Source organism: Kitasatospora sp. NPDC001540 (assembly GCF_042894345.1).
GTDB classification, from domain to species: Bacteria; Actinomycetota; Actinomycetes; order Streptomycetales; family Streptomycetaceae; genus Kitasatospora; species Kitasatospora phosalacinea_C.
Genome location: NZ_JBIAVO010000056.1, coordinates 24,077 through 41,058, shown reverse-complemented (window position 1 = coordinate 41,058; position 16,982 = coordinate 24,077). Strand labels below are relative to the sequence as shown.

The following is a 16,982-nucleotide window of genomic DNA, read 5'->3' as shown; positions in this document are numbered from 1 at the left end:
GTGTTGCCCCCCCCATCATCGGGCACGCGGGGGGGGGGGGGGGGGGGTGGGGCGCCCCCCCCCCCCCCCCCCCCCCCGCCCGCCCGGGGCCCCCGGGGGGGGGGGCCCCGCCCCCCCGGACGGGGGCTGACTGCGGTGCCGCTTCCGGTGCCCGGTGTCAGCAGCCGATCAGACGGGCGGCCAGGTAGGACTTCACCTGGTCGAGCGACACCCGCTCCTGCGCCATGGTGTCGCGCTCGCGCACGGTCACCGCGTTGTCCTCGAGGGTGTCGAAGTCGACGGTGACGCAGAACGGGGTGCCGATCTCGTCCTGGCGGCGGTAGCGCTTGCCGATCGCGCCGGCGTCGTCGAACTCGACGTTCCAGGCGGAGCGCAGGTCGGCGGCGAGGCCGCGGGCCTTCGGCGAGAGGTCGGCGTTGCGGGACAGCGGGAGCACCGCGACCTTGACCGGGGCCAGCCGCGGGTCGAGCCGCATGCCGACGCGCTTCTCCATGACGCCCTTGGCGTTCGGCGCCTCGTCCTCGAAGTAGGCGTCGAGCAGGAAGGCCAGCATGGCGCGGTTGAGGCCGGCCGCGGGCTCGATGACGTACGGGAAGTACCGCTCGTTCGCGTCCTGGTCGAAGTACTTGAGGTCCTGGCCGGAGTGCTCGCTGTGCACCGTCAGGTCGTAGTCGGTGCGGTTGGCCACGCCCTCCAGCTCGGAGAACTCGCTGCCGCCGAAGTTGAAGCGGTACTCGATGTCCACTGTGCGCTTGGCGTAGTGGGACAGCTTCTCCTTCGGGTGCTCGAAGAAGCGCATGTTCTCGGTCCGCAGGCCGAGGTCGACGTACCAGTTCCAGCGCTGCTCGAGCCAGTACTCGTGCCAGGTCTCGTCCTCGCCGGGCTTGACGAAGAACTCCATCTCCATCTGCTCGAACTCGCGGGTCCGGAAGATGAAGTTGCCGGGGGTGATCTCGTTGCGGAAGCTCTTGCCGACCTGGGCGATGCCGAACGGGGGCTTCTTGCGCGTGGTGGTCTGCACGGCGCGGAAGTTGGTGAAGATGCCCTGCGCGGTCTCGGGGCGCAGGTAGGCCAGGCCGGAGGCGTCCTCGGTGACACCGAGGTGCGTCTTCAGCATGCCCGAGAACTCCTTGGGCTCCGTGAAGGCGCCCTTGTTGCCGCAGTTCGGGCAGTTGAGGTCGGCCAGGCCGTTGGCGGGGAGCTTGCCGTGCTTGGCCTCGTACGCCTCTTCCAGGTGGTCGGCGCGGAAGCGCTTGTGACAGGAGAGGCACTCGGTCAGCGGGTCGTTGAAGGTCGCGACGTGGCCGGAGGCCTCCCAGACCTCGCGGGCGAGGATCACCGAGGAGTCGATACCGACGACGTCCTCCCGAGCGGTGACCATCGCGCGCCACCACTGGCGCTTGATGTTCTCCTTGAGCTCGACTCCCAGCGGACCGTAGTCCCAGGCGGCGCGGGTACCGCCGTAGATCTCGCTGCAAGGGTAGACGAAGCCACGGCGCTTGCTCAGGCTGACGATCGTGTCGATCTTGTCGGCGGCCACAGTGCTCTCTTCAGTACGACGGCGCGGTCAGGGCGCGGCTGGTTGCGCGCGCCCGAATAACTCAGGGTACCGGGGATGCAGGGGCGGGGTTCAACTCGATAGTGGCACGGGCGGGCCGCCGGGTGGCTGTACCGGGGGTGAACAGCCGTGCGTTCTCCGGCGTGTTGGAGGCCGCCCGGTGGAGCCGCGGCGGCCCGGCCGCACGGGCGGCCCACCCAACGCAAGTTGACAATCATTTCCAGATAAGATGAGAATGGTTGTCATGAAGATTCGTCGCCTCTCCCCCCCGGCAGCACTCGCCGTCACCGCCGTCGTCGGATCGCTGCTGCTCTCCGGCTGCGGCGGCACCAGCAGCGCGGCGGGGAAGGACGGCGGCAAGCTGGAGGTGGTGGCCTCCTTCTACCCGATGGAGTTCCTGACCCGGCAGATAGGCGGGGAGCACGTCAAGGTCACCGACCTGACCGCTCCCGGTGTGGAACCGCACGACCTGGAGCTGACGGCCAAGCAGGTCGCGGCCGTCCAGCGGGCCGACGCGGTGGTCTACCTGAAGGGCCTGCAGCCGACCGTGGACAAGGCCGTCTCGCAGTCCCACGTCAAGCACGCGGTGGACGCCACCGCCGCCTCCCCCCTGGTGGACCACCACCTCGACGAGGGCGGGGACGACGAGAGCGAGGCGCACGACGGCGAGCACGGGCACGAGCACGAGGGCCCGGTCGGCGACCCGCACATCTGGCTGGACCCGACCCGGTACGCGGCGGTGGCCCGCAGCGTGGGCGCCGAGTTCGCCGAGATCGACCCCGCCAACGCCGCCGAGTACCGGCGCAACACCGACGACCTGGTGGCCCGGTTGACCTCCCTGGACCAGGAGTTCAAGGACGGCCTGGCCCGCACCGACACCCGGACCTTCGTCACCAGCCACGCCGCGTTCGGCTACCTCGCCGACCACTACGGGCTGGAGCAGGTCGCGATCAACGGGGTCGACCCGGAGGCCGAGCCCACCCCGTCCCGGATGGCCGCGATCCAGCGCGCCGCCAAGGAGAACGGCGCGACCACCGTCTTCTTCGAAGCCCTGGTCAGCCCCAAGCTGGCCGAGACCGTCGCCGCCGACCTGGGACTCAAGACCGCCGTGCTCGACCCCCTGGAAGGGATCAAGGAGCCGGACCGGAACGACTACTTCTCCGTCATGCGGCAGAACCTGACCAACCTGCGGGCCGCGCTCGGCGCCAGCTGAGCCGTCCGAGCGGACCTGAGCGAGCGGCGAGAGCAGAGCGAGGAAAACCACATGAGTGCTGTCACTGCCACGACAGACTCCGACCGGCCGCGTCCGTCCTCCTCCGAGGGCACCGGCCCCGAAGAGACCGGGCCCGAGAACAGCGACGCCAAGGACAGCGACACCGAAGGCAGCGGCGCCGAGGACAGCGGCCCCGCGGTCGTCGCCCTCCGGGGCGCGGTCGCCACCGTCGGAGGACGGCCGGTGCTGCGCGGCGTCGACCTGACCGTCCGACCGGGCGAAGTGGTCGCGCTGCTGGGCGCCAACGGCTCCGGCAAGTCCACCACCGTGAAGAGCGTGATCGGTTCGGTGCCGCTGGACCGCGGCGACCTGGAACTGTTCGGCCGGCCCCACCGCAGGTTCCGGGACTGGCACCGGATCGGGTACGTCCCGCAGCGCACCACCGCGGCCGCCGGGGTGCCGGCCACCGTCCGCGAGGTGGTCTCCACCGGGCGGCTGCCGCAGCACGGGCTGCTGCCGTTCCGCCGCAAGGACCGGGCCGCGGTGGACCGGGCGCTGACCGCCGTCGGCATGCTGGACCGGGCCGGTGACGGGGTGGCCCACCTGTCCGGCGGACAGCACCAGCGGGTGCTGATCGCCCGCGCCCTGGTCGGCGTCCCCGACCTGCTGATCATGGACGAGCCGATGGCCGGGGTCGACGTGGACAGCCAGCAGGTGCTCGCCGACATCCTCCGCAGCGAGGTGGAACGCGGCTGCGCGGTGCTGCTGGTGCTGCACGAGCTCGGCCCGCTGGAGCCGCTGATCGACCGCGCCGTGGTGCTCCGGGACGGTTGCGTGGCGCACGACGGGCCGCCGCCCCGGAACGTCGGCCAGCACGCGCTGCCCGGCCACGACCACGTCCACCCGCACGCCGACGACCACCACCGCACCACCCAGGGGCTACTGGCATGACCGAGATGTTCCAACCCGACTTCATGCAGCGGGCGTTCCTCGCCGCCGTCCTGGTCGGCGTCACCGCACCCTCGATCGGCATCTACCTGGTGCAGCGCCGACAGGCGCTGATGGGCGACGGCATCGGGCACGTCGCGCTGACCGGCGTCGGCCTCGGCTTCCTGTTCCAGGCCAACCCGATGTGGACGGCGGTGCTGGTCTGCGTGCTCGGTGCCGTCGTGATGGAACTGGTCCGGGCCCGCGGCAACCAGCGCGGCGACATCGCGCTGGCGATGCTCTTCTACGGCGGCATGGCCGGCGGCAAGCTGCTGGTCTCGATGAGCAGCCAGTCCGGCGCGGGCAGCCTGGAGAGCTACCTGTGGGGCTCCATCCTGTTCGTCTCCCCCGGCGACCTGGCGGTGATCGGCCTGCTCGCGGCGGTGGTGCTCGCGGTGACCATCGGCCTGCGCCGCCAACTGTTCGCGATCTGCCAGGACGAGGAGTTCGCCCGGGTGACCGGCCTGCCGGTGCGGGTGCTCAACCTGCTGCTCGCGGTGATGGCCGCGGTCACCGTGACCGTCGCCATGCGGGTGGTCGGCCTGCTGCTGGTGAGCGCGCTGATGGTGGTCCCGGTGGCGGCCGCCCAGCAGTTGACCCGGTCCTTCGCGGCCACCCAGGCCGCCGCGATCGGCGTGGGCGTGGTGACGGCGCTGCTCGGCGTCGGCACCTCCTACCAGGCCGACCTGCCGTCCGGTCCGACCATCGTGTTCCTGGCGATCCTCACCTTCGCCCTGTTCAGCGCGGTCGCCGCCCCGCTGGCCAGGCGGCGCCACCGGGCCTCCGCCGAGCACGGCCCGGCGGTGTGCGACGTGTCCCTGCCCGGCGGCGGCGCGGACTCCACCCGCGAACCGGGAACCGCGGAGGGCGTCGGCACAGTCCTGGAGATCACGGAGCCGGTCCGGACACCGGCGGGGACCGCGGTCGGCAAGCCGTTGTCGGGGGAGTCGCTGTCAAGTCGGGGGCTGGCACAATGATGTGCGAAACCACCCGATCAGCAGGAGGACCCACGGTGACCACCGCAGGCCCGTCGCCGCGCGCGCGATCGACTCGGCAGCGCACCGCCGTCTCGGCGGTCCTGGACGAGATTGAGGACTTCCGCAGCGCGCAGGAACTGCACGACATGCTCAAGCACCGGGGCGACTCGGTGGGTCTGACCACCGTCTACCGCACGCTGCAGTCACTGGCCGAGGCCGGCGAGGTGGACGTACTGCGCACCGCCGAGGGCGAGGCGGTCTACCGGCGGTGCAGCAGCGGGCACCACCACCACCTGGTGTGCCGGCACTGCGGGGCGACCGTCGAGGTCGAGGGCCCCGCCGTCGAGCGCTGGGCCAACGCGGTCGCCGCCGAGCACGGTTTCAGCGACATCGCGCACACCCTGGAGATCTTCGGCACCTGCGGCGACTGCGCCGCCAAGCAGCAGGCGGAGTAGCCGCACCGCGACCGGGCGGCGGACACCGCCCCGGCCCCGGCACCAGCCCCGGCACCAGCGAGGGCCCGGATCGGAACCGTCCGATCCGGGCCCTCCGCCGTCACCGCGGCGAGCGGGCGGGCGGGTCAGCGCTGCGGCGGGAGCTCGGCGGCGGCGACCTCGTTGGGGAGGGCCCCGCCGAAGCGGCGGTCGCGGCTGGCGTACTGCTCGCAGGCGCGCCACAGGTCGCGGCGGTCGAAGTCCGGCCAGAGCACGTCCTGGAAGACCAGTTCGGCGTAGGCGGACTGCCAGGCCAGGAAGTTGGAGGTGCGCTGCTCGCCGCTGGGGCGCAGGAACAGGTCGACGTCCGGCATGTCCGGGTAGTACAGGTACTTGGCGAACAGCTTCTCGTTGACCTTCTCCGGGTTGAGCTTCCCGGCGGCGACGTCGCGGGCGATGGCCAGCGCGGCGTCGGCGATCTCGGCCCGGCCGCCGTAGTTGAGGCAGAAGTACAGCGTCATCGCGTCGTTGTTCTTGGTCTGCTCCTGGGCGACCTGGAGCTCCTGGACCACGCTCTTCCACATCCGCGGCATCCGGCCGGCCCAGCGGATCCGGATGCCCATGGCGTCCATCTCGTCGCGGCGGCGGCGGATCACGTCCCGGTTGAAGTTCATCAGGAACTTCACCTCGTCCGGGGAGCGCTTCCAGTTCTCGGTGGAGAACGCGTACAGCGAGAGGTTCTTGACCCCGACCTCCAGGCAGCCGCGCAGCACGTCCAGGACGACGCCCTCGCCGACCCGGTGGCCCTCGGTGCGGGGCAGGCCGCGCTCCTTGGCCCAGCGGCCGTTGCCGTCCATGACCACCGCGACGTGGTTGGGGACCAGCTCGCCGGGGATCTTCGGCGGCTTGGCACCGCTCGGGTGCGGGGCCGGGGCCTCGTACGTCCGCTTGCTGCCGAACAGCCGTCGCGCGACCATGCTCATTTCTCCACGTATCTCATCGAGCGGATGCCCCGCTCCAGGTGCCACTGCAGGTAGGCGGCCACCAGCCCGCTGCCCTCGCGCCAGTACCGCGGCTCGCAGCCGTCGGCGGTCTGCCAGTCTCCGGAGAGCAGCGCGCCGAGCAGTACCAGTGTCTCAGGGGAGGGTACGGCACTTCCGGGCACCCGGCAGTCGCCGCACAGCACGCCACCGGCCTGGAGCGAGAAGAAGCGGTTGGGGCCGGGCAGCCCGCAGCGGGCGCAGTCGGTGAAACTCGCACCGTAGCCGTTGACGGCGAGCGAGCGCAGCAGGAAGGCGTCCAGCACCAGGTGCGGCTGGTGGGTGCCGGCGGCCAGCGTGCGCAGGGCACCGACCAGCAGCAGGTACTGCTGGACGGCCGGCTGGCCCTCGTTCTCGGCGAAGCGCTCGGCGGTCTCCAGCATCGCGGTGCCCGCGGTGTAGCGGGCGTAGTCGTCGACGATCCGGGCGCCGTAGGGGGCGATGGTCTCCACCTGGGTGCACAACGGCAGGGTGCGGCCGATCAGTTCGCTGCCGCGGCTGAAGAACTGGATGTCGACGTGCGAGAAGGGTTCGAGGCGCGCGCCGAACTTCGACTTCGTCCGGCGCACTCCCCGGGCCACCGCCCGCACCTGGCCGTGCTGGCGGGTCAGGAAGGTGATGATCCGGTCGGCCTCGCCGAGCTTCTGGGTGCGCAGCACGATGCCGTCGTCGCGGAAGAGACTCATGGTGGAACCCATTGTCCCGCACCCCGCCGACAATCCGGCCGGACGACGGCGGGCCCCGGCGGGCGGTGGGTCAGGGCGCGCGGCAGACGGCAGACGGCAGGCGGCAGTGAAGGCTGCGGCGCGCAGCCGTGAGCCCGCACCGGGGTTGTGGGGGCTTTCACCCGTGCGGTGCGGGACACGGCGGGCCCGGGAGGGGGGAGTACGGGCCCGGCTCGTGGGGTGGTGCGGGAGGGAGAGGAACGGGGGTCGGTCAGTGCGAGGCGCGGGTGGCCGCCTCCAGCAGCTGGTCGACCTGCGGGGTGGTGAGGCGCAGGCAGCGGCCGACCACGGCGAGCGCGGCCCGCTCCTGCGGGAGGTAGCGGCCGTCGGCCAGGGCGACCATGGCGCCGAGGGTGAGCAGTCGTTCGCGACCCTGGACGGCGAGGTGCGGGGCGAGCGGTTCGAGCGCGGCGTGCAGTTCGACCGCGAGTCCGCTGCCCTCGGCGTCCACGTCGATCGGTTCGCCGCCGCCGTGTCCGGAGAGCGCGGCGAGCGAGGCCAGCACCTGGGCCTCGCCGCAGTCGTCGAACCCGGCTTCCTTGATCACCGCGCAGGCCGCCTCGCGTCCGCCGCGCCCGGCGGTGCCGCCGGCGGCGAGCGCGGCCAGGGCGATGGTGTACTGGGCGTCGCGGAGCATCGCGCCGAGCCGGACCGAGGTCAACTGCTCCAGGGCGTCGACCCCGTAGCGGCCGCGGCAGGACGTGCACTGGACGCTGCGGGCCACGCCGCCGAGCGGCAGGACCGGCGTCCCGAGCAACCGCAGCCACCGCCGGCCGTGCTGCCGACGGTAGTTGCGGTCTCCGCCACAGCCCGGGCAGAAGAATTCACCGAGGACATCCGTCCGCCACCGAGGGCGAACACCCCACAACCCTGTCACGGCGCCACTCCCCAGACATGGCAGGCGGCCTGCACATCAATGGGCAGGTCACGCGACCGGACGCCGAAGTCGTCCCACCGACCCCGGTTCCGGTCCGACGATGTTGCCACGGTTACCGGCCCGTGTCAGCACCCTGAACGGGTGCCGGGGGGGAAATTTGTGACCGGGGACACATTCGCTCGGCGGCGCCGCCCGACCCCGCACCGCGAGCCGAACGTATCCTGACGACCCGTCAACGCCCTTGCGGCGGAGGGCCGGAGCTCCGGAGGAAGCGCGGAGGGGACCCGCCGGCGGCGGGTCCCCTCCGAGGGCGCGGAAGCGCGGTACTGCGGCGTCAGCCGCGCTGCTCGGCCCGGTTGACGGCGCTGACCAGGGCCTTCAGCGAGGCCAGCACGGTGTTGCTGTCCACGCCCACGCCCCACAGCACCTTGTCGCCGACGGCGCACTCGACGTACGCGGCGGCCTGCGCGTCGCCGCCCTCGCTCAGTGCGTGCTCGGCGTAGTCCAGGACCCGGACGTCCACGCCGATCCCGGCCAGCGCGTTGACGAACGCGGAGACCGGACCGTTGCCGGTGCCGGTCAGGGTGACCCGGGCCCCGTCGACGACCGCCTCGGTGCTCAGCACGTCGCGGCCGTCCTCGGTGGTCAGGCTGCGGGAGCCGCTCAGCGAGATCCGGCCCCACGGGTTGGCCGGGGTCGGCAGGTACTCGTCCTGGAAGACGGCCCAGATGTCGGCGGGGGTGACCTCGCCGCCCTCGGCGTCGGTCTTGGCCTGGATGATCTTCGAGAACTCGATCTGCATCCGGCGCGGCAGGTCCAGCTTGTGGTCGTTCTTCAGCACGTAGGCGATGCCGCCCTTGCCGGACTGCGAGTTGACCCGGATGACCGCCTCGTAGCTGCGGCCGACGTCCTTCGGGTCGATCGGCAGGTAGGGCACGCCCCAGGTGTGCTCGGAGACCGGGACGCCGGCCGCGGCCGCGTCGGCCTCCAGGGCGTCGAAGCCCTTCTTGATCGCGTCCTGGTGCGAACCGGAGAAGGAGGTGAAGACCAGGTCGCCCGCGTAGGGGTGGCGCTCGGGCACCGGCATCTGGTTGCAGTACTCGGCGGTGCGGCGGATCTCGTCGATGTCGGAGAAGTCGATCATCGGGTCGACGCCCTGGGAGAACAGGTTCATCCCGACGTTGACCAGGTCCAGGTTGCCGGTGCGCTCGCCCTGCCCGAACAGGCAGCCCTCGATCCGGTCGGCGCCCGCCATCACGGCCAGCTCGGCGGAGGCGACGCCGGTGCCGCGGTCGTTGTGCGGGTGGGTGGACAGGCAGACGAACTCGCGGCGCGACAGGTTCCGCGACATCCACTCGATCTTGTCGGCGTAGACGTTCGGGGTGGAGCGCTCGACGGTGGTCGGCAGGTTCAGGATGATCTCGCGGCCCTCACCGGGCTGCCAGACGTCCATCACCGCCTCGCAGACCTCCAGCGCGTAGTCCAGCTCGGTGTCGATGAAGATCTCCGGCGAGTACTCGTAGCCGAAGACCGTCTCGTCGCCCAGGATCTTCTCGGCGTACTCCATCACCAGGCGGGTGCCGTCCACCGCGATGGCCTTGATGTCGTCCTTGCTCGCCTTGAACACCACCCGGCGGAACAGCGGCGAGGTCGCGTTGTACAGGTGGACGGTGGCCCGCGGCGCGCCCTTCAGCGACTCGACGGTGCGCTCGATCAGGTCCTCGCGGGCCTGGGTCAGCACCGAGATGGTGACGTCCTCGGGGATCGCGCCCTCGTCGATCAGCGAGCGGACGAAGGTGAAGTCGGTGGCGCCGGACGCCGGGAAGCCGACCTCGATCTCCTTGTAGCCCATCTTCACCAGCAGGTCGAACATCTTGCGCTTGCGGGCCGGCGACATCGGGTCGATCAGCGCCTGGTTGCCGTCGCGCAGGTCGGTGGACAGCCAGCGCGGGGCCTGCGTGATGACCTTGCTCGGCCAGGTCCGGTCCGGCAGGTCGACGGTGCCGAAGGGCACGTAGCGCTGGAACGGCATGCCCGAGGGCTTCTGCTGCACGGTGGCGGCGGTGATCGGGGTGGGGCGGTCGATGAAGGCGCGGGCGACGGAGGACTGCTCGGTCATGGAGGGCTCTCGGCTTCCGTTGTCGAAGGCGGTCTGCGGTCGGGGGATGGAGGACACCCGACTCGGCCGACTGAATGCGCCGCGAAAGATCACACTGGGCGCAACACGACTCCCCGCGGCGAGGGGGGCCGGCCTTGCTGGACTACAGGCCCTCGCCGCGGCAGCTAAGAAGAAGCAGCCGGATACGCATGATGCGGCAACTGTAACAAGAGGCGCGGGCCCGGGGCAGTGACCCCGCCCACGATCCCACCCACTGAGACGGGCGGCGGGTGGCGCCCCGGCTGCGGGGAGTTGGTGAAAAGCCTCGGCAAACCCCTTCGTTGCGTAGCACACTGACAACCATGCGCATCCAGGTCACCCGCACCGGCGGGTTCGCCGGTCTGCTCCGGTATGCCGAGATGGACACCGAGGAGCGCCCGGACGCCCCGCACGTGCACGCCCTGGCCCGCGAGGCGGTGGCCGGGGGGCTGCGCGCGCCCGCGTACGGCGTGCCCGACGGCTTCCACTACGAGATCACCGTCGACGGCCGCACCGTCCACTGCGCCGACCCGAAGCTCACCGACTCCCAGCGCGAACTGGTCGGCCTGGTGCTGCGCGAAGGGGCCTGACCGGGGCCCCACCCGGGGGCGGGACAGGACAGGGCGGGGCGGGGCGGGACAGGACAGGGCGTGACAGGGCGGGGCGGATTCAGATCCAGCCGTCCAGCGAGGCCAGGAAGCCCGCGGGGTCGTCCCGGTGGATGCAGTGCCCGGCCCCCGGCACGGTGCGCACCTCGAAGCCGCGGCGGCGCAGCTCGGCGGCCTCCGGCTCGGTCACCAGGCTGCTCGGGTCGGCGAGTTGGACCAGCGAGGGGACGACCGGGGCGTCCGGCAGCACGGACGGCCCGGGGTGCGACCACAGGCCGACCGCGGTGTCGGCGTCCCAGAGCGCGAGGGAGGCGAGTTCGGCGTCCACGTCCTCGGCGGCCCAGTCGGGGTGCATGGTGGTGATGAACTGCCTGGTCCCGAAGCGCTTGAAGCTGACGAAGGGGTCCGGCCCGAGCCCGGGGCGCTGGTAGACGAAGGCGGGGTCGCTGTAGACCGCCCGGGCGGGCTTCAGCCGCTCGACGGCCAGCCGGAGCGCGAGCGCGCCCATCGAGTGGCCGATCGCCAGGTCCGCCCCGGCGGGCAGGGTGTCGACCAGGTCCTCGGCGAACTGCTCGGGCCCGTACCGCTCGGCGGGGGTGGCGCCGAGGCCGCGCGGGGAGGCGCCGTGGCCGCGCAGGTCGACGGCGAGCACCCGGTAGCCGCGCTCGGCGAGCGCGGGCCCGATCACCCGCCAGGTGCGGTGGTCGGCCTGGATCCCGTGGACCAGCAGGGCGGTGCGCCCGCCCGTGCCCCACTCGTGGGTGTGCAGTTCCATCCGACCCCCGCCCCTCCCCGCATCCGCCCCCGGTCAGGACGGTCAGAAGCCGAGCTTACGCAGCTGCTTGGGGTCGCGCTGCCAGTCCTTGGCCACCTTGACGTGCAGGTCCAGGTAGACCGGGGTGCCCAGGAGCGCCTCGATCTGCTTGCGGGCGGTGGTGCCGACGTGCTTGAGGCGGGCGCCCTTGGCGCCGATCACGATGGCCTTCTGGCTCTGCCGCTCGATGTACACGTTGGCGTGGATGTCCAGCAGCGGGCGGTCGGCGGGGCGGCCCTCGCGCGGGATCATCTCCTCGACCACCACGGCCAGCGAGTGCGGCAGTTCGTCGCGCACGCCCTCCAGCGCGGCCTCCCGGATCAGCTCGGCGACCATGGTCTGCTCGGGCTCGTCGGTGAGGTCGCCGTCCGGGTACAGCGGCACGCCCTCGGGCAGCAGCTTGGTCAGCAGTTCGCCCACCAGCTCGACCTGCTGGTCGCCCACCGCGGAGACCGGGATGATCTCGGCCCACTCGATGCCGAGTTCGGCGCCCAACTGCTGGACGGCGATCAGCTGCTCGGCGAGCCGCTTGGAATCGACCAGGTCGGTCTTGGTGACGATCGCGACCTTCGGCGTCTTGCGGATCTCGGCCAGTTCCTTGGCGATGAACTTGTCGCCGGGGCCGAGCTTCTGGTCCGCGGGCACGCAGAAGCCGATCACGTCGACCTCGGCCCAGGTGGTGCGGACCAGGTCGTTGAGCCGCTCGCCGAGCAGGGTGCGCGGCTTGTGCAGCCCGGGGGTGTCCACCAGCACGAGCTGGGAGTCGGGGCGGTGCACGATGCCGCGCACGGTGTGCCGGGTGGTCTGCGGACGGTCGGAGGTGATCGCGACCTTCGTCCCGACCAGGGCGTTGGTCAGGGTCGACTTGCCCGCGTTGGGACGGCCGACGAAGCACGCGAACCCGGAGCGGTACGGGGAGGAAGGGGCATTCATGCCACCCATTGTCGCCGATCGCCGGGGCCGCCCCGGCCATCGGGCGTTCAGCCGGTCTTCTTCCCGCCGCCGGTGATCGCGCCGACCACGACGAGCGCCAGCAGGACCAGGGTGCCGGCCAGCCACCACGGGGACCCGGTCTCGTGCCAGCGCCCGAAGCCCATGACGCAGAGCAGCAGGCCGCAGAAGAACGCCGCGACGCCCATGTCTCCTCCCCCGCCGGGACCGACCCCCGACTGGTGCGATTATCGCACCCACGGAGCCCGCGAAAAGGGCGGGCGAGGGCCTTCCCCGACAACTCTGCCCGCCCACCGCCGCACAGGCCCCACCGCCGCACGGCCCCATCTCACAGCCGCACGGCCTCACCCCACCGCCGCGGAACTCACTCCGCCGCGGCGGCCAGCTTCAGCACCCCGTCCGGCCCGGCCAGCAGCACCGGCGTACCGGCCCCGCCCAGGTCCCGCACGGCGGCCAGGTCGCCCGCCGCCGGGGCCTCCGCCTCGGACACCACCGCGGCCGCCTCCAGGCCCTTCGCCCCGCTGGCCACCGCCATCGCCACCGCGGTCTGCAGCGCGGTCAGCCGCAGCGACTCCAGGGCCACCGTCCCGGCCACGTACGTCCGCCCGGTCTCGTCCCGGACCGCCGCCCCCTCGGCCACGCCGTTGCGGGCGCGGGCCGAGCGGGCCAGCGTGATGATCTTCTTGTCCTCGGGGTCCAGCTCGGAAATCTCGGTCATGGCCCCGAGCATAGTGAGAGCCGTGCCCACCGGGCCGGGCAGCCGGGCGGCCCCGCTCAGCCCTTGAGCAGCGCCCCCTCGCCCGCGGGCGCGAACTCGGCGAGCGCCGCGTCGATCCGGCCCAGCGTCGCGGCGTCCAGCGCCAGGTCCGCCGCGGCCAGGTTCTCCGCGATGTGGGCCGGCGTCCGACTGCCCGGGATCGGCACCACGTGGTCGTCCTGGTGCAGCAGCCAGGCCAGCGCCAACTGGCCGGGGGTGACGCCGAGTTCGGCGGCGATGGCGCGCAGCGGGGCGTACCGGTCGTTGTTCGCGGCCAGGTTCTCGGCGGAGAAGCGGGCCTGGTGCTGCCGGAAGTCGCCCTCGCCGACCTGCTGCACGGTGCCGGTGAGGAAGCCGCCGCCGAGCGGGCTCCAGGCGACCACGCCGATGCCCAGCTCGCGGGCGACGGCCAGCAGTTCCGGGTCGATCGGCTGCCACATCGACCACTGGGTCTGCACCGCCGCCACCGGGTGCACCGCGTGCGCGGCCCGCAGCTGCGCGGCCGTCACGTTGGAGACGCCGAGCTGGCGGACCAGCCCGGCGCGGATCAGCTCGGCGACCGCGCCGACGGTCTCCTCGAAGGGCACCTGCGGGTCCGGGAAGTGCGGGTAGTACAGGTCGATCACGTCGGTGCCGAGGTTGCGCAGCGACTGCTCCGCGTAGTCGCGCACGTGCTCGGGCTCGCAGTTCACCGCCAGCTCGCCGAACGCGAAGTGCACCGGGAAGCGGTGCGCCTCGGCGCCGTCCGGCACCCGGAAGCCGAACTTGGTGGCGAGCACCACCTCGTCCCGGCGCTCCCGGACGGCCCGGCCGACCAACTGCTCGTTGTGCCCGTCGGCGCCGTAGCCGTCCGCGGTGTCGATCATCCGGGCCCCGGCGTCGATCGCGGCCCGCAGCGCGTCCTGTCCGCGCCGTTCGTCGATCTCGCCGTACATGCCGGGCGAGAGCACCATCGCGCCGAACCCGATCGGCGAGCTGACCAGCGCTCCGAGCGTGCGCTCCGTCATCGTCGTTCCCCCTCCAAACAGACTGCGGCCCAACGGACCTGACGGTCCGTCGGGCCTGGGCGGTCCTACTCTACGACGAAATGATCAGTGCTCCCCGTACGGTGGCCGGCTCAGTGCCCGGTCGGGTTGGGCGGGCCCGGGCGGAGCACCTTGACCAGGGCGGGCGGCCCGTTGGGCTGGTCGGCGGCCTTCGCGTGCCGCTCCTTCCAGTACGGGTTGTCGTGCGGCAGGTGGCTGCTGACCCGGCCGTACATGCCGAAGGTCAGCACCACGAAGCCGAACACGAAGCTGAAGATGACGTTGGAGATGTGGAAGGCGAGCCGGTTGGCGCTGGAGTCCAGCACCATCAGGCCGACGAAGCCGGCCAGCACGAACAGCACGCCCATGGCCATGTTGATGTTCGAGGCGGTGTTGCCGCCGATCACGGCGCCCAGGATCAGGATCCCGCCGGCCACCAGCGACAGCACGCTCAGCGCCCCGTTGCTGGACAGGCCGATCACCTCCTTGCCCGAGGTGTCCAGGAAGCCCGGGTGGGCCCCGACCAGGCCGAGGATGCCGAACACCACCAGGAACAGCCCGCACAGGCCCGCGCCGTAGCGGTAGACCGTGCCGAGCCGGTGGTCGACCGGGAGTTCGTCGTGCAGTCTCATCAGGTCCTCCCCGCGTGGTCGGACCGGAGGAACGGCACTTCGTGGAGGTACAGCGACCCGCACTGCTGGCAGCAGTGCAACCCGGTGCCCCAGGCCTCCTCCGGCCTGCTCTCGGCGTCCGAGGCGATCTCGGCGCCGCACATGCCGTGCGAGGGGTCGGCGACACGGACCACGTGCCACCTGGCCACCCCGCCGGCCGGCCCGCTCGGGCCGTACTCCGCGCGCAGTAGATGTGCCATGTCTTCCACGGTGCGCACGCCCGGGGCGGCACCGCAAACGGGCCCCGGGACGCCCCGTCCCAACCGGCGGCACCGATTGGGACGGCCCGTCCAAGGGCCCGTCGGAACAGCACGAGGCGCGGAGCAGCACCAGGCGCGGAGCAGCGCGGAACGACGCGAGACGCTACGAGGAGGCGGCCTCCTCGCTCGGCTCCTCGTCCTCCTCCGCGACGATCCGCACCGGGGTGGCCACCACGGTGCCGATCCGGTTGCGCCGGCCCGCCGAGCTCTCCGCGGTCAGGCCGATCGCGGCCAGCCCGCTGCCCTCCGGCACCGGCACCTCGCAGGAGGAGCCCGGGATCGGCACCCGCCCCAGGCACTTGGCCAGCAGCCCGCCGACGGTCTCCACGTCCTCGTCGTCCAGCTCGATCCCGAACAGCTCGCCGAGGTCCTCCACGGTGAGCCGGGCGGTGATCCGGTAGGAGCCGTCGCCGAGGTCCTCGACCGGGGCGATCTCCCGGTCGTACTCGTCGGTGATCTCGCCGACGATCTCCTCCAGGATGTCCTCGATGGTGACCAGCCCGGCGGTGCCGCCGTACTCGTCGATGACGATGGCGACGTGCGAGCGCATCTGCTGCATCTCGCGCAGCAGGTCCGCGGCGGGCTTGGAGTCGGGGACGAACACGGCGGGGCGCATCACCGAGTCGACCTGGTCGGACTCGGCGTCCCGGTTGATGTGGGTGCGGCGCACCAGGTCCTTGAGGTAGACGATGCCGACCACGTCGTCCTCGTTGTCGCCGACCACCGGGATCCGCGAGAAGCCGGAGCGCAGCGCCAGCGTGAGGGTCTGCCGGACGGTCTTGTGCCGCTCGATCATCACCAGGTCGGTGCGCGGCACCATCACCTCGCGGACGATGGTGTCGCCCAGTTCGAAGACCGAGTGCACCATCCGGCGCTCCTCGTCCTCGATCAGGTCGTCCTTCTCGGCCAGGTCGACCAGGGCCCGCAGCTCGGCCTCGGAGGCGAACGGGCCCTCCCTGTAGCCCTTGCCGGGCGTCAGCGCGTTGCCCAGCAGGATCAGCAGCCGCGGGATCGGCCCGAGGATCCGGGCCAGCGGCAGCAGCACGTAGGACGCGGCGGTGACGGTGCTCAGCGGGTGCTGGCGGCCGATCGTGCGCGGGGAGACCCCGACCGCGACGAAGGACACCAGCACCATCACGCCGAACGCCACCAGCACGGCCTGCCAGGTCTGCTGGAAGCTGCGCACGCACACCACGGTGACCAGCACCGCGGCGCCCATCTCGCTGGCGACCCGGATCAGCGTCGCCAGGTTCAGGTAGCGGATGCTGTCCGAGGCCAGGGTCAGCAGCCGGTCGGAGCCGCGCCGCCCGGAGCGGACGGCCTCCTCGGCCCGGAAGCGGGACATCCGGGAGATGCCCGCCTCGGCGCACGCCGCCAGCCAGCCCAGGCCGACCAGCAGCAGCGCGCCGATCAGGAAGCTCGTACTCTCACCACTCACAGCGGGCCGGCCCTCAGTGGACGGTCGGCGCGGGCGACAGGCCGGACAGGCCGCGGCCGGCCCGCCAGTCGTCCAGGATCCGCTTCTGGAGGGCGAACATCTCGCGCTCCTCGTCGGGCTCCTCGTGGTCGTAGCCGAGGACGTGCAGCACCCCGTGGACGGTGAGCAGCTGCAGCTCCTCGTCCATCGAGTGCTTGGTGGGGGCGGCCAGGCCCTGCTGCTTCGCCACCTCGGGGCAGAGCACGATGTCGCCGAGCAGGCCCTCCGGCAGGTCCTCGCCCTCCTTGCCCGGACGCAGTTCGTCCATCGGGAAGGACATCACGTCGGTCGGTCCTGGCAGGTCCATCCACTGGACGTGCAGCTCCGCCATCGACTCGCTGTCGTAGAGGATCACGGAGAGCTCGGACTGCGGATGGATCCGCATCTTGTCGAGGGCGTAGCGGGCGACGTCGAGGATGGACTCCTCGTCGACGTCCCACCCGGACTCGTTGGCGATGTCGATCGACATGG

Annotated in this window: 19 protein-coding genes; 5 read left to right on the top strand and 14 right to left on the bottom strand. The window is 71.9% G+C overall.

Going from position 1 to position 16,982, the window contains the following annotated elements:
• Window positions 1-157: 157 nt before the first annotated feature.
• Entirely contained in the window at window positions 158-1,540 is a 1,383-nt protein-coding gene (locus ACFY00_RS36345; RefSeq protein WP_285737991.1) for a glycine--tRNA ligase, read from the bottom strand.
• A gap of 262 nt (window positions 1,541-1,802) precedes the next feature.
• On the opposite strand from ACFY00_RS36345, the gene ACFY00_RS36340 reads away from it, so the two are divergent.
• From ACFY00_RS36340 to ACFY00_RS36325, 4 genes are read left to right on the top strand one after another with little or no spacing between them, the layout of a single operon-like run.
• Window positions 1,803-2,771 carry a metal ABC transporter substrate-binding protein gene (locus tag ACFY00_RS36340; protein ID WP_388038051.1) on the top strand — a complete coding sequence of 323 codons (969 nt, stop codon included), beginning with the start codon at window positions 1,803-1,805 and terminating at the stop codon, window positions 2,769-2,771.
• Window positions 2,772-2,822: 51 nt separating this feature from the next.
• Window positions 2,823-3,722 (top strand): metal ABC transporter ATP-binding protein, encoded by a 900-nt coding sequence (locus ACFY00_RS36335; protein WP_388038048.1) that lies wholly within the window; start codon window positions 2,823-2,825, stop codon window positions 3,720-3,722.
• A complete protein-coding gene (locus ACFY00_RS36330; RefSeq protein ID WP_388038045.1) occupies window positions 3,719-4,735 on the top strand; it encodes a metal ABC transporter permease in 1,017 nt (338 codons plus the stop codon). Before ACFY00_RS36335 ends, ACFY00_RS36330 begins: the two co-directional genes overlap by 4 nt.
• Window positions 4,736-4,770: 35 nt before the next feature.
• Window positions 4,771-5,190 carry a Fur family transcriptional regulator gene (locus tag ACFY00_RS36325; RefSeq protein ID WP_376060830.1) on the top strand — a complete coding sequence of 140 codons (420 nt, stop codon included), beginning with the start codon at window positions 4,771-4,773 and terminating at the stop codon, window positions 5,188-5,190.
• A 125-nt stretch (window positions 5,191-5,315) separates the two neighbouring features.
• Here ACFY00_RS36325 and ACFY00_RS36320 read toward each other — a convergent pair whose 3' ends face one another.
• From ACFY00_RS36320 to leuA, 4 genes are all read right to left on the bottom strand, one after another.
• On the bottom strand, window positions 5,316-6,146 hold the full coding sequence (locus tag ACFY00_RS36320; protein ID WP_388038062.1) for an isoprenyl transferase: 831 nt from the start codon (window positions 6,144-6,146) through the stop codon (window positions 5,316-5,318).
• Between the two features lie 2 nt (window positions 6,147-6,148).
• Window positions 6,149-6,895 (bottom strand): DNA repair protein RecO, encoded by a 747-nt coding sequence (recO, locus tag ACFY00_RS36315; RefSeq protein ID WP_388038041.1) that lies wholly within the window; start codon window positions 6,893-6,895, stop codon window positions 6,149-6,151.
• A gap of 250 nt (window positions 6,896-7,145) precedes the next feature.
• Complete coding sequence (locus ACFY00_RS36310; protein ID WP_388038038.1) at window positions 7,146-7,691, bottom strand: TerB family tellurite resistance protein; 546 nt, start codon at window positions 7,689-7,691, stop codon at window positions 7,146-7,148.
• 454 nt (window positions 7,692-8,145) lie between these two features.
• Window positions 8,146-9,930, bottom strand: coding sequence for a 2-isopropylmalate synthase (gene leuA / locus ACFY00_RS36305; RefSeq protein WP_388038035.1), 1,785 nt, complete (start codon window positions 9,928-9,930; stop codon window positions 8,146-8,148).
• Window positions 9,931-10,271: 341 nt separating this feature from the next.
• Here leuA and ACFY00_RS36300 point away from each other — a divergent pair, with 341 nt between their 5' ends.
• Window positions 10,272-10,538: a protealysin inhibitor emfourin gene (locus tag ACFY00_RS36300; protein ID WP_285737982.1), complete on the top strand. Its 267-nt coding sequence runs from the start codon at window positions 10,272-10,274 to the stop codon at window positions 10,536-10,538.
• Between the two features lie 79 nt (window positions 10,539-10,617).
• Here ACFY00_RS36300 and ACFY00_RS36295 read toward each other — a convergent pair whose 3' ends face one another.
• From ACFY00_RS36295 to ybeY, 9 genes are all read right to left on the bottom strand, one after another.
• Entirely contained in the window at window positions 10,618-11,331 is a 714-nt protein-coding gene (locus ACFY00_RS36295) for an alpha/beta fold hydrolase (protein ID WP_388038031.1), read from the bottom strand.
• Between the two features lie 42 nt (window positions 11,332-11,373).
• Entirely contained in the window at window positions 11,374-12,303 is a 930-nt protein-coding gene (gene era, locus ACFY00_RS36290) for a GTPase Era (protein WP_388038029.1), read from the bottom strand.
• Window positions 12,304-12,350: 47 nt separating this feature from the next.
• The gene (locus ACFY00_RS36285) at window positions 12,351-12,509 is read right to left on the bottom strand and encodes a hypothetical protein (protein WP_285737979.1); all 159 of its coding nucleotides are present in this window, start codon (window positions 12,507-12,509) and stop codon (window positions 12,351-12,353) included.
• Window positions 12,510-12,685: 176 nt separating this feature from the next.
• The gene (locus ACFY00_RS36280; RefSeq protein ID WP_388038026.1) at window positions 12,686-13,051 is read right to left on the bottom strand and encodes a cytidine deaminase; all 366 of its coding nucleotides are present in this window, start codon (window positions 13,049-13,051) and stop codon (window positions 12,686-12,688) included.
• Between the two features lie 44 nt (window positions 13,052-13,095).
• Window positions 13,096-14,085 (bottom strand): aldo/keto reductase, encoded by a 990-nt coding sequence (locus ACFY00_RS36275; protein ID WP_388038023.1) that lies wholly within the window; start codon window positions 14,083-14,085, stop codon window positions 13,096-13,098.
• 110 nt (window positions 14,086-14,195) lie between these two features.
• The gene (locus tag ACFY00_RS36270) at window positions 14,196-14,735 is read right to left on the bottom strand and encodes a DUF4383 domain-containing protein (protein ID WP_388038021.1); all 540 of its coding nucleotides are present in this window, start codon (window positions 14,733-14,735) and stop codon (window positions 14,196-14,198) included.
• A complete protein-coding gene (locus ACFY00_RS36265; RefSeq protein WP_388038018.1) occupies window positions 14,735-14,974 on the bottom strand; it encodes a hypothetical protein in 240 nt (79 codons plus the stop codon). Before ACFY00_RS36265 ends, ACFY00_RS36270 begins: the two co-directional genes overlap by 1 nt.
• A 163-nt stretch (window positions 14,975-15,137) precedes the next feature.
• Window positions 15,138-16,472 carry a hemolysin family protein gene (locus tag ACFY00_RS36260; protein ID WP_388038015.1) on the bottom strand — a complete coding sequence of 445 codons (1,335 nt, stop codon included), beginning with the start codon at window positions 16,470-16,472 and terminating at the stop codon, window positions 15,138-15,140.
• Window positions 16,473-16,485: 13 nt separating this feature from the next.
• Entirely contained in the window at window positions 16,486-16,980 is a 495-nt protein-coding gene (gene ybeY, locus ACFY00_RS36255; RefSeq protein WP_285737974.1) for an rRNA maturation RNase YbeY, read from the bottom strand.
• Window positions 16,981-16,982: the final 2 nt, after the last annotated feature.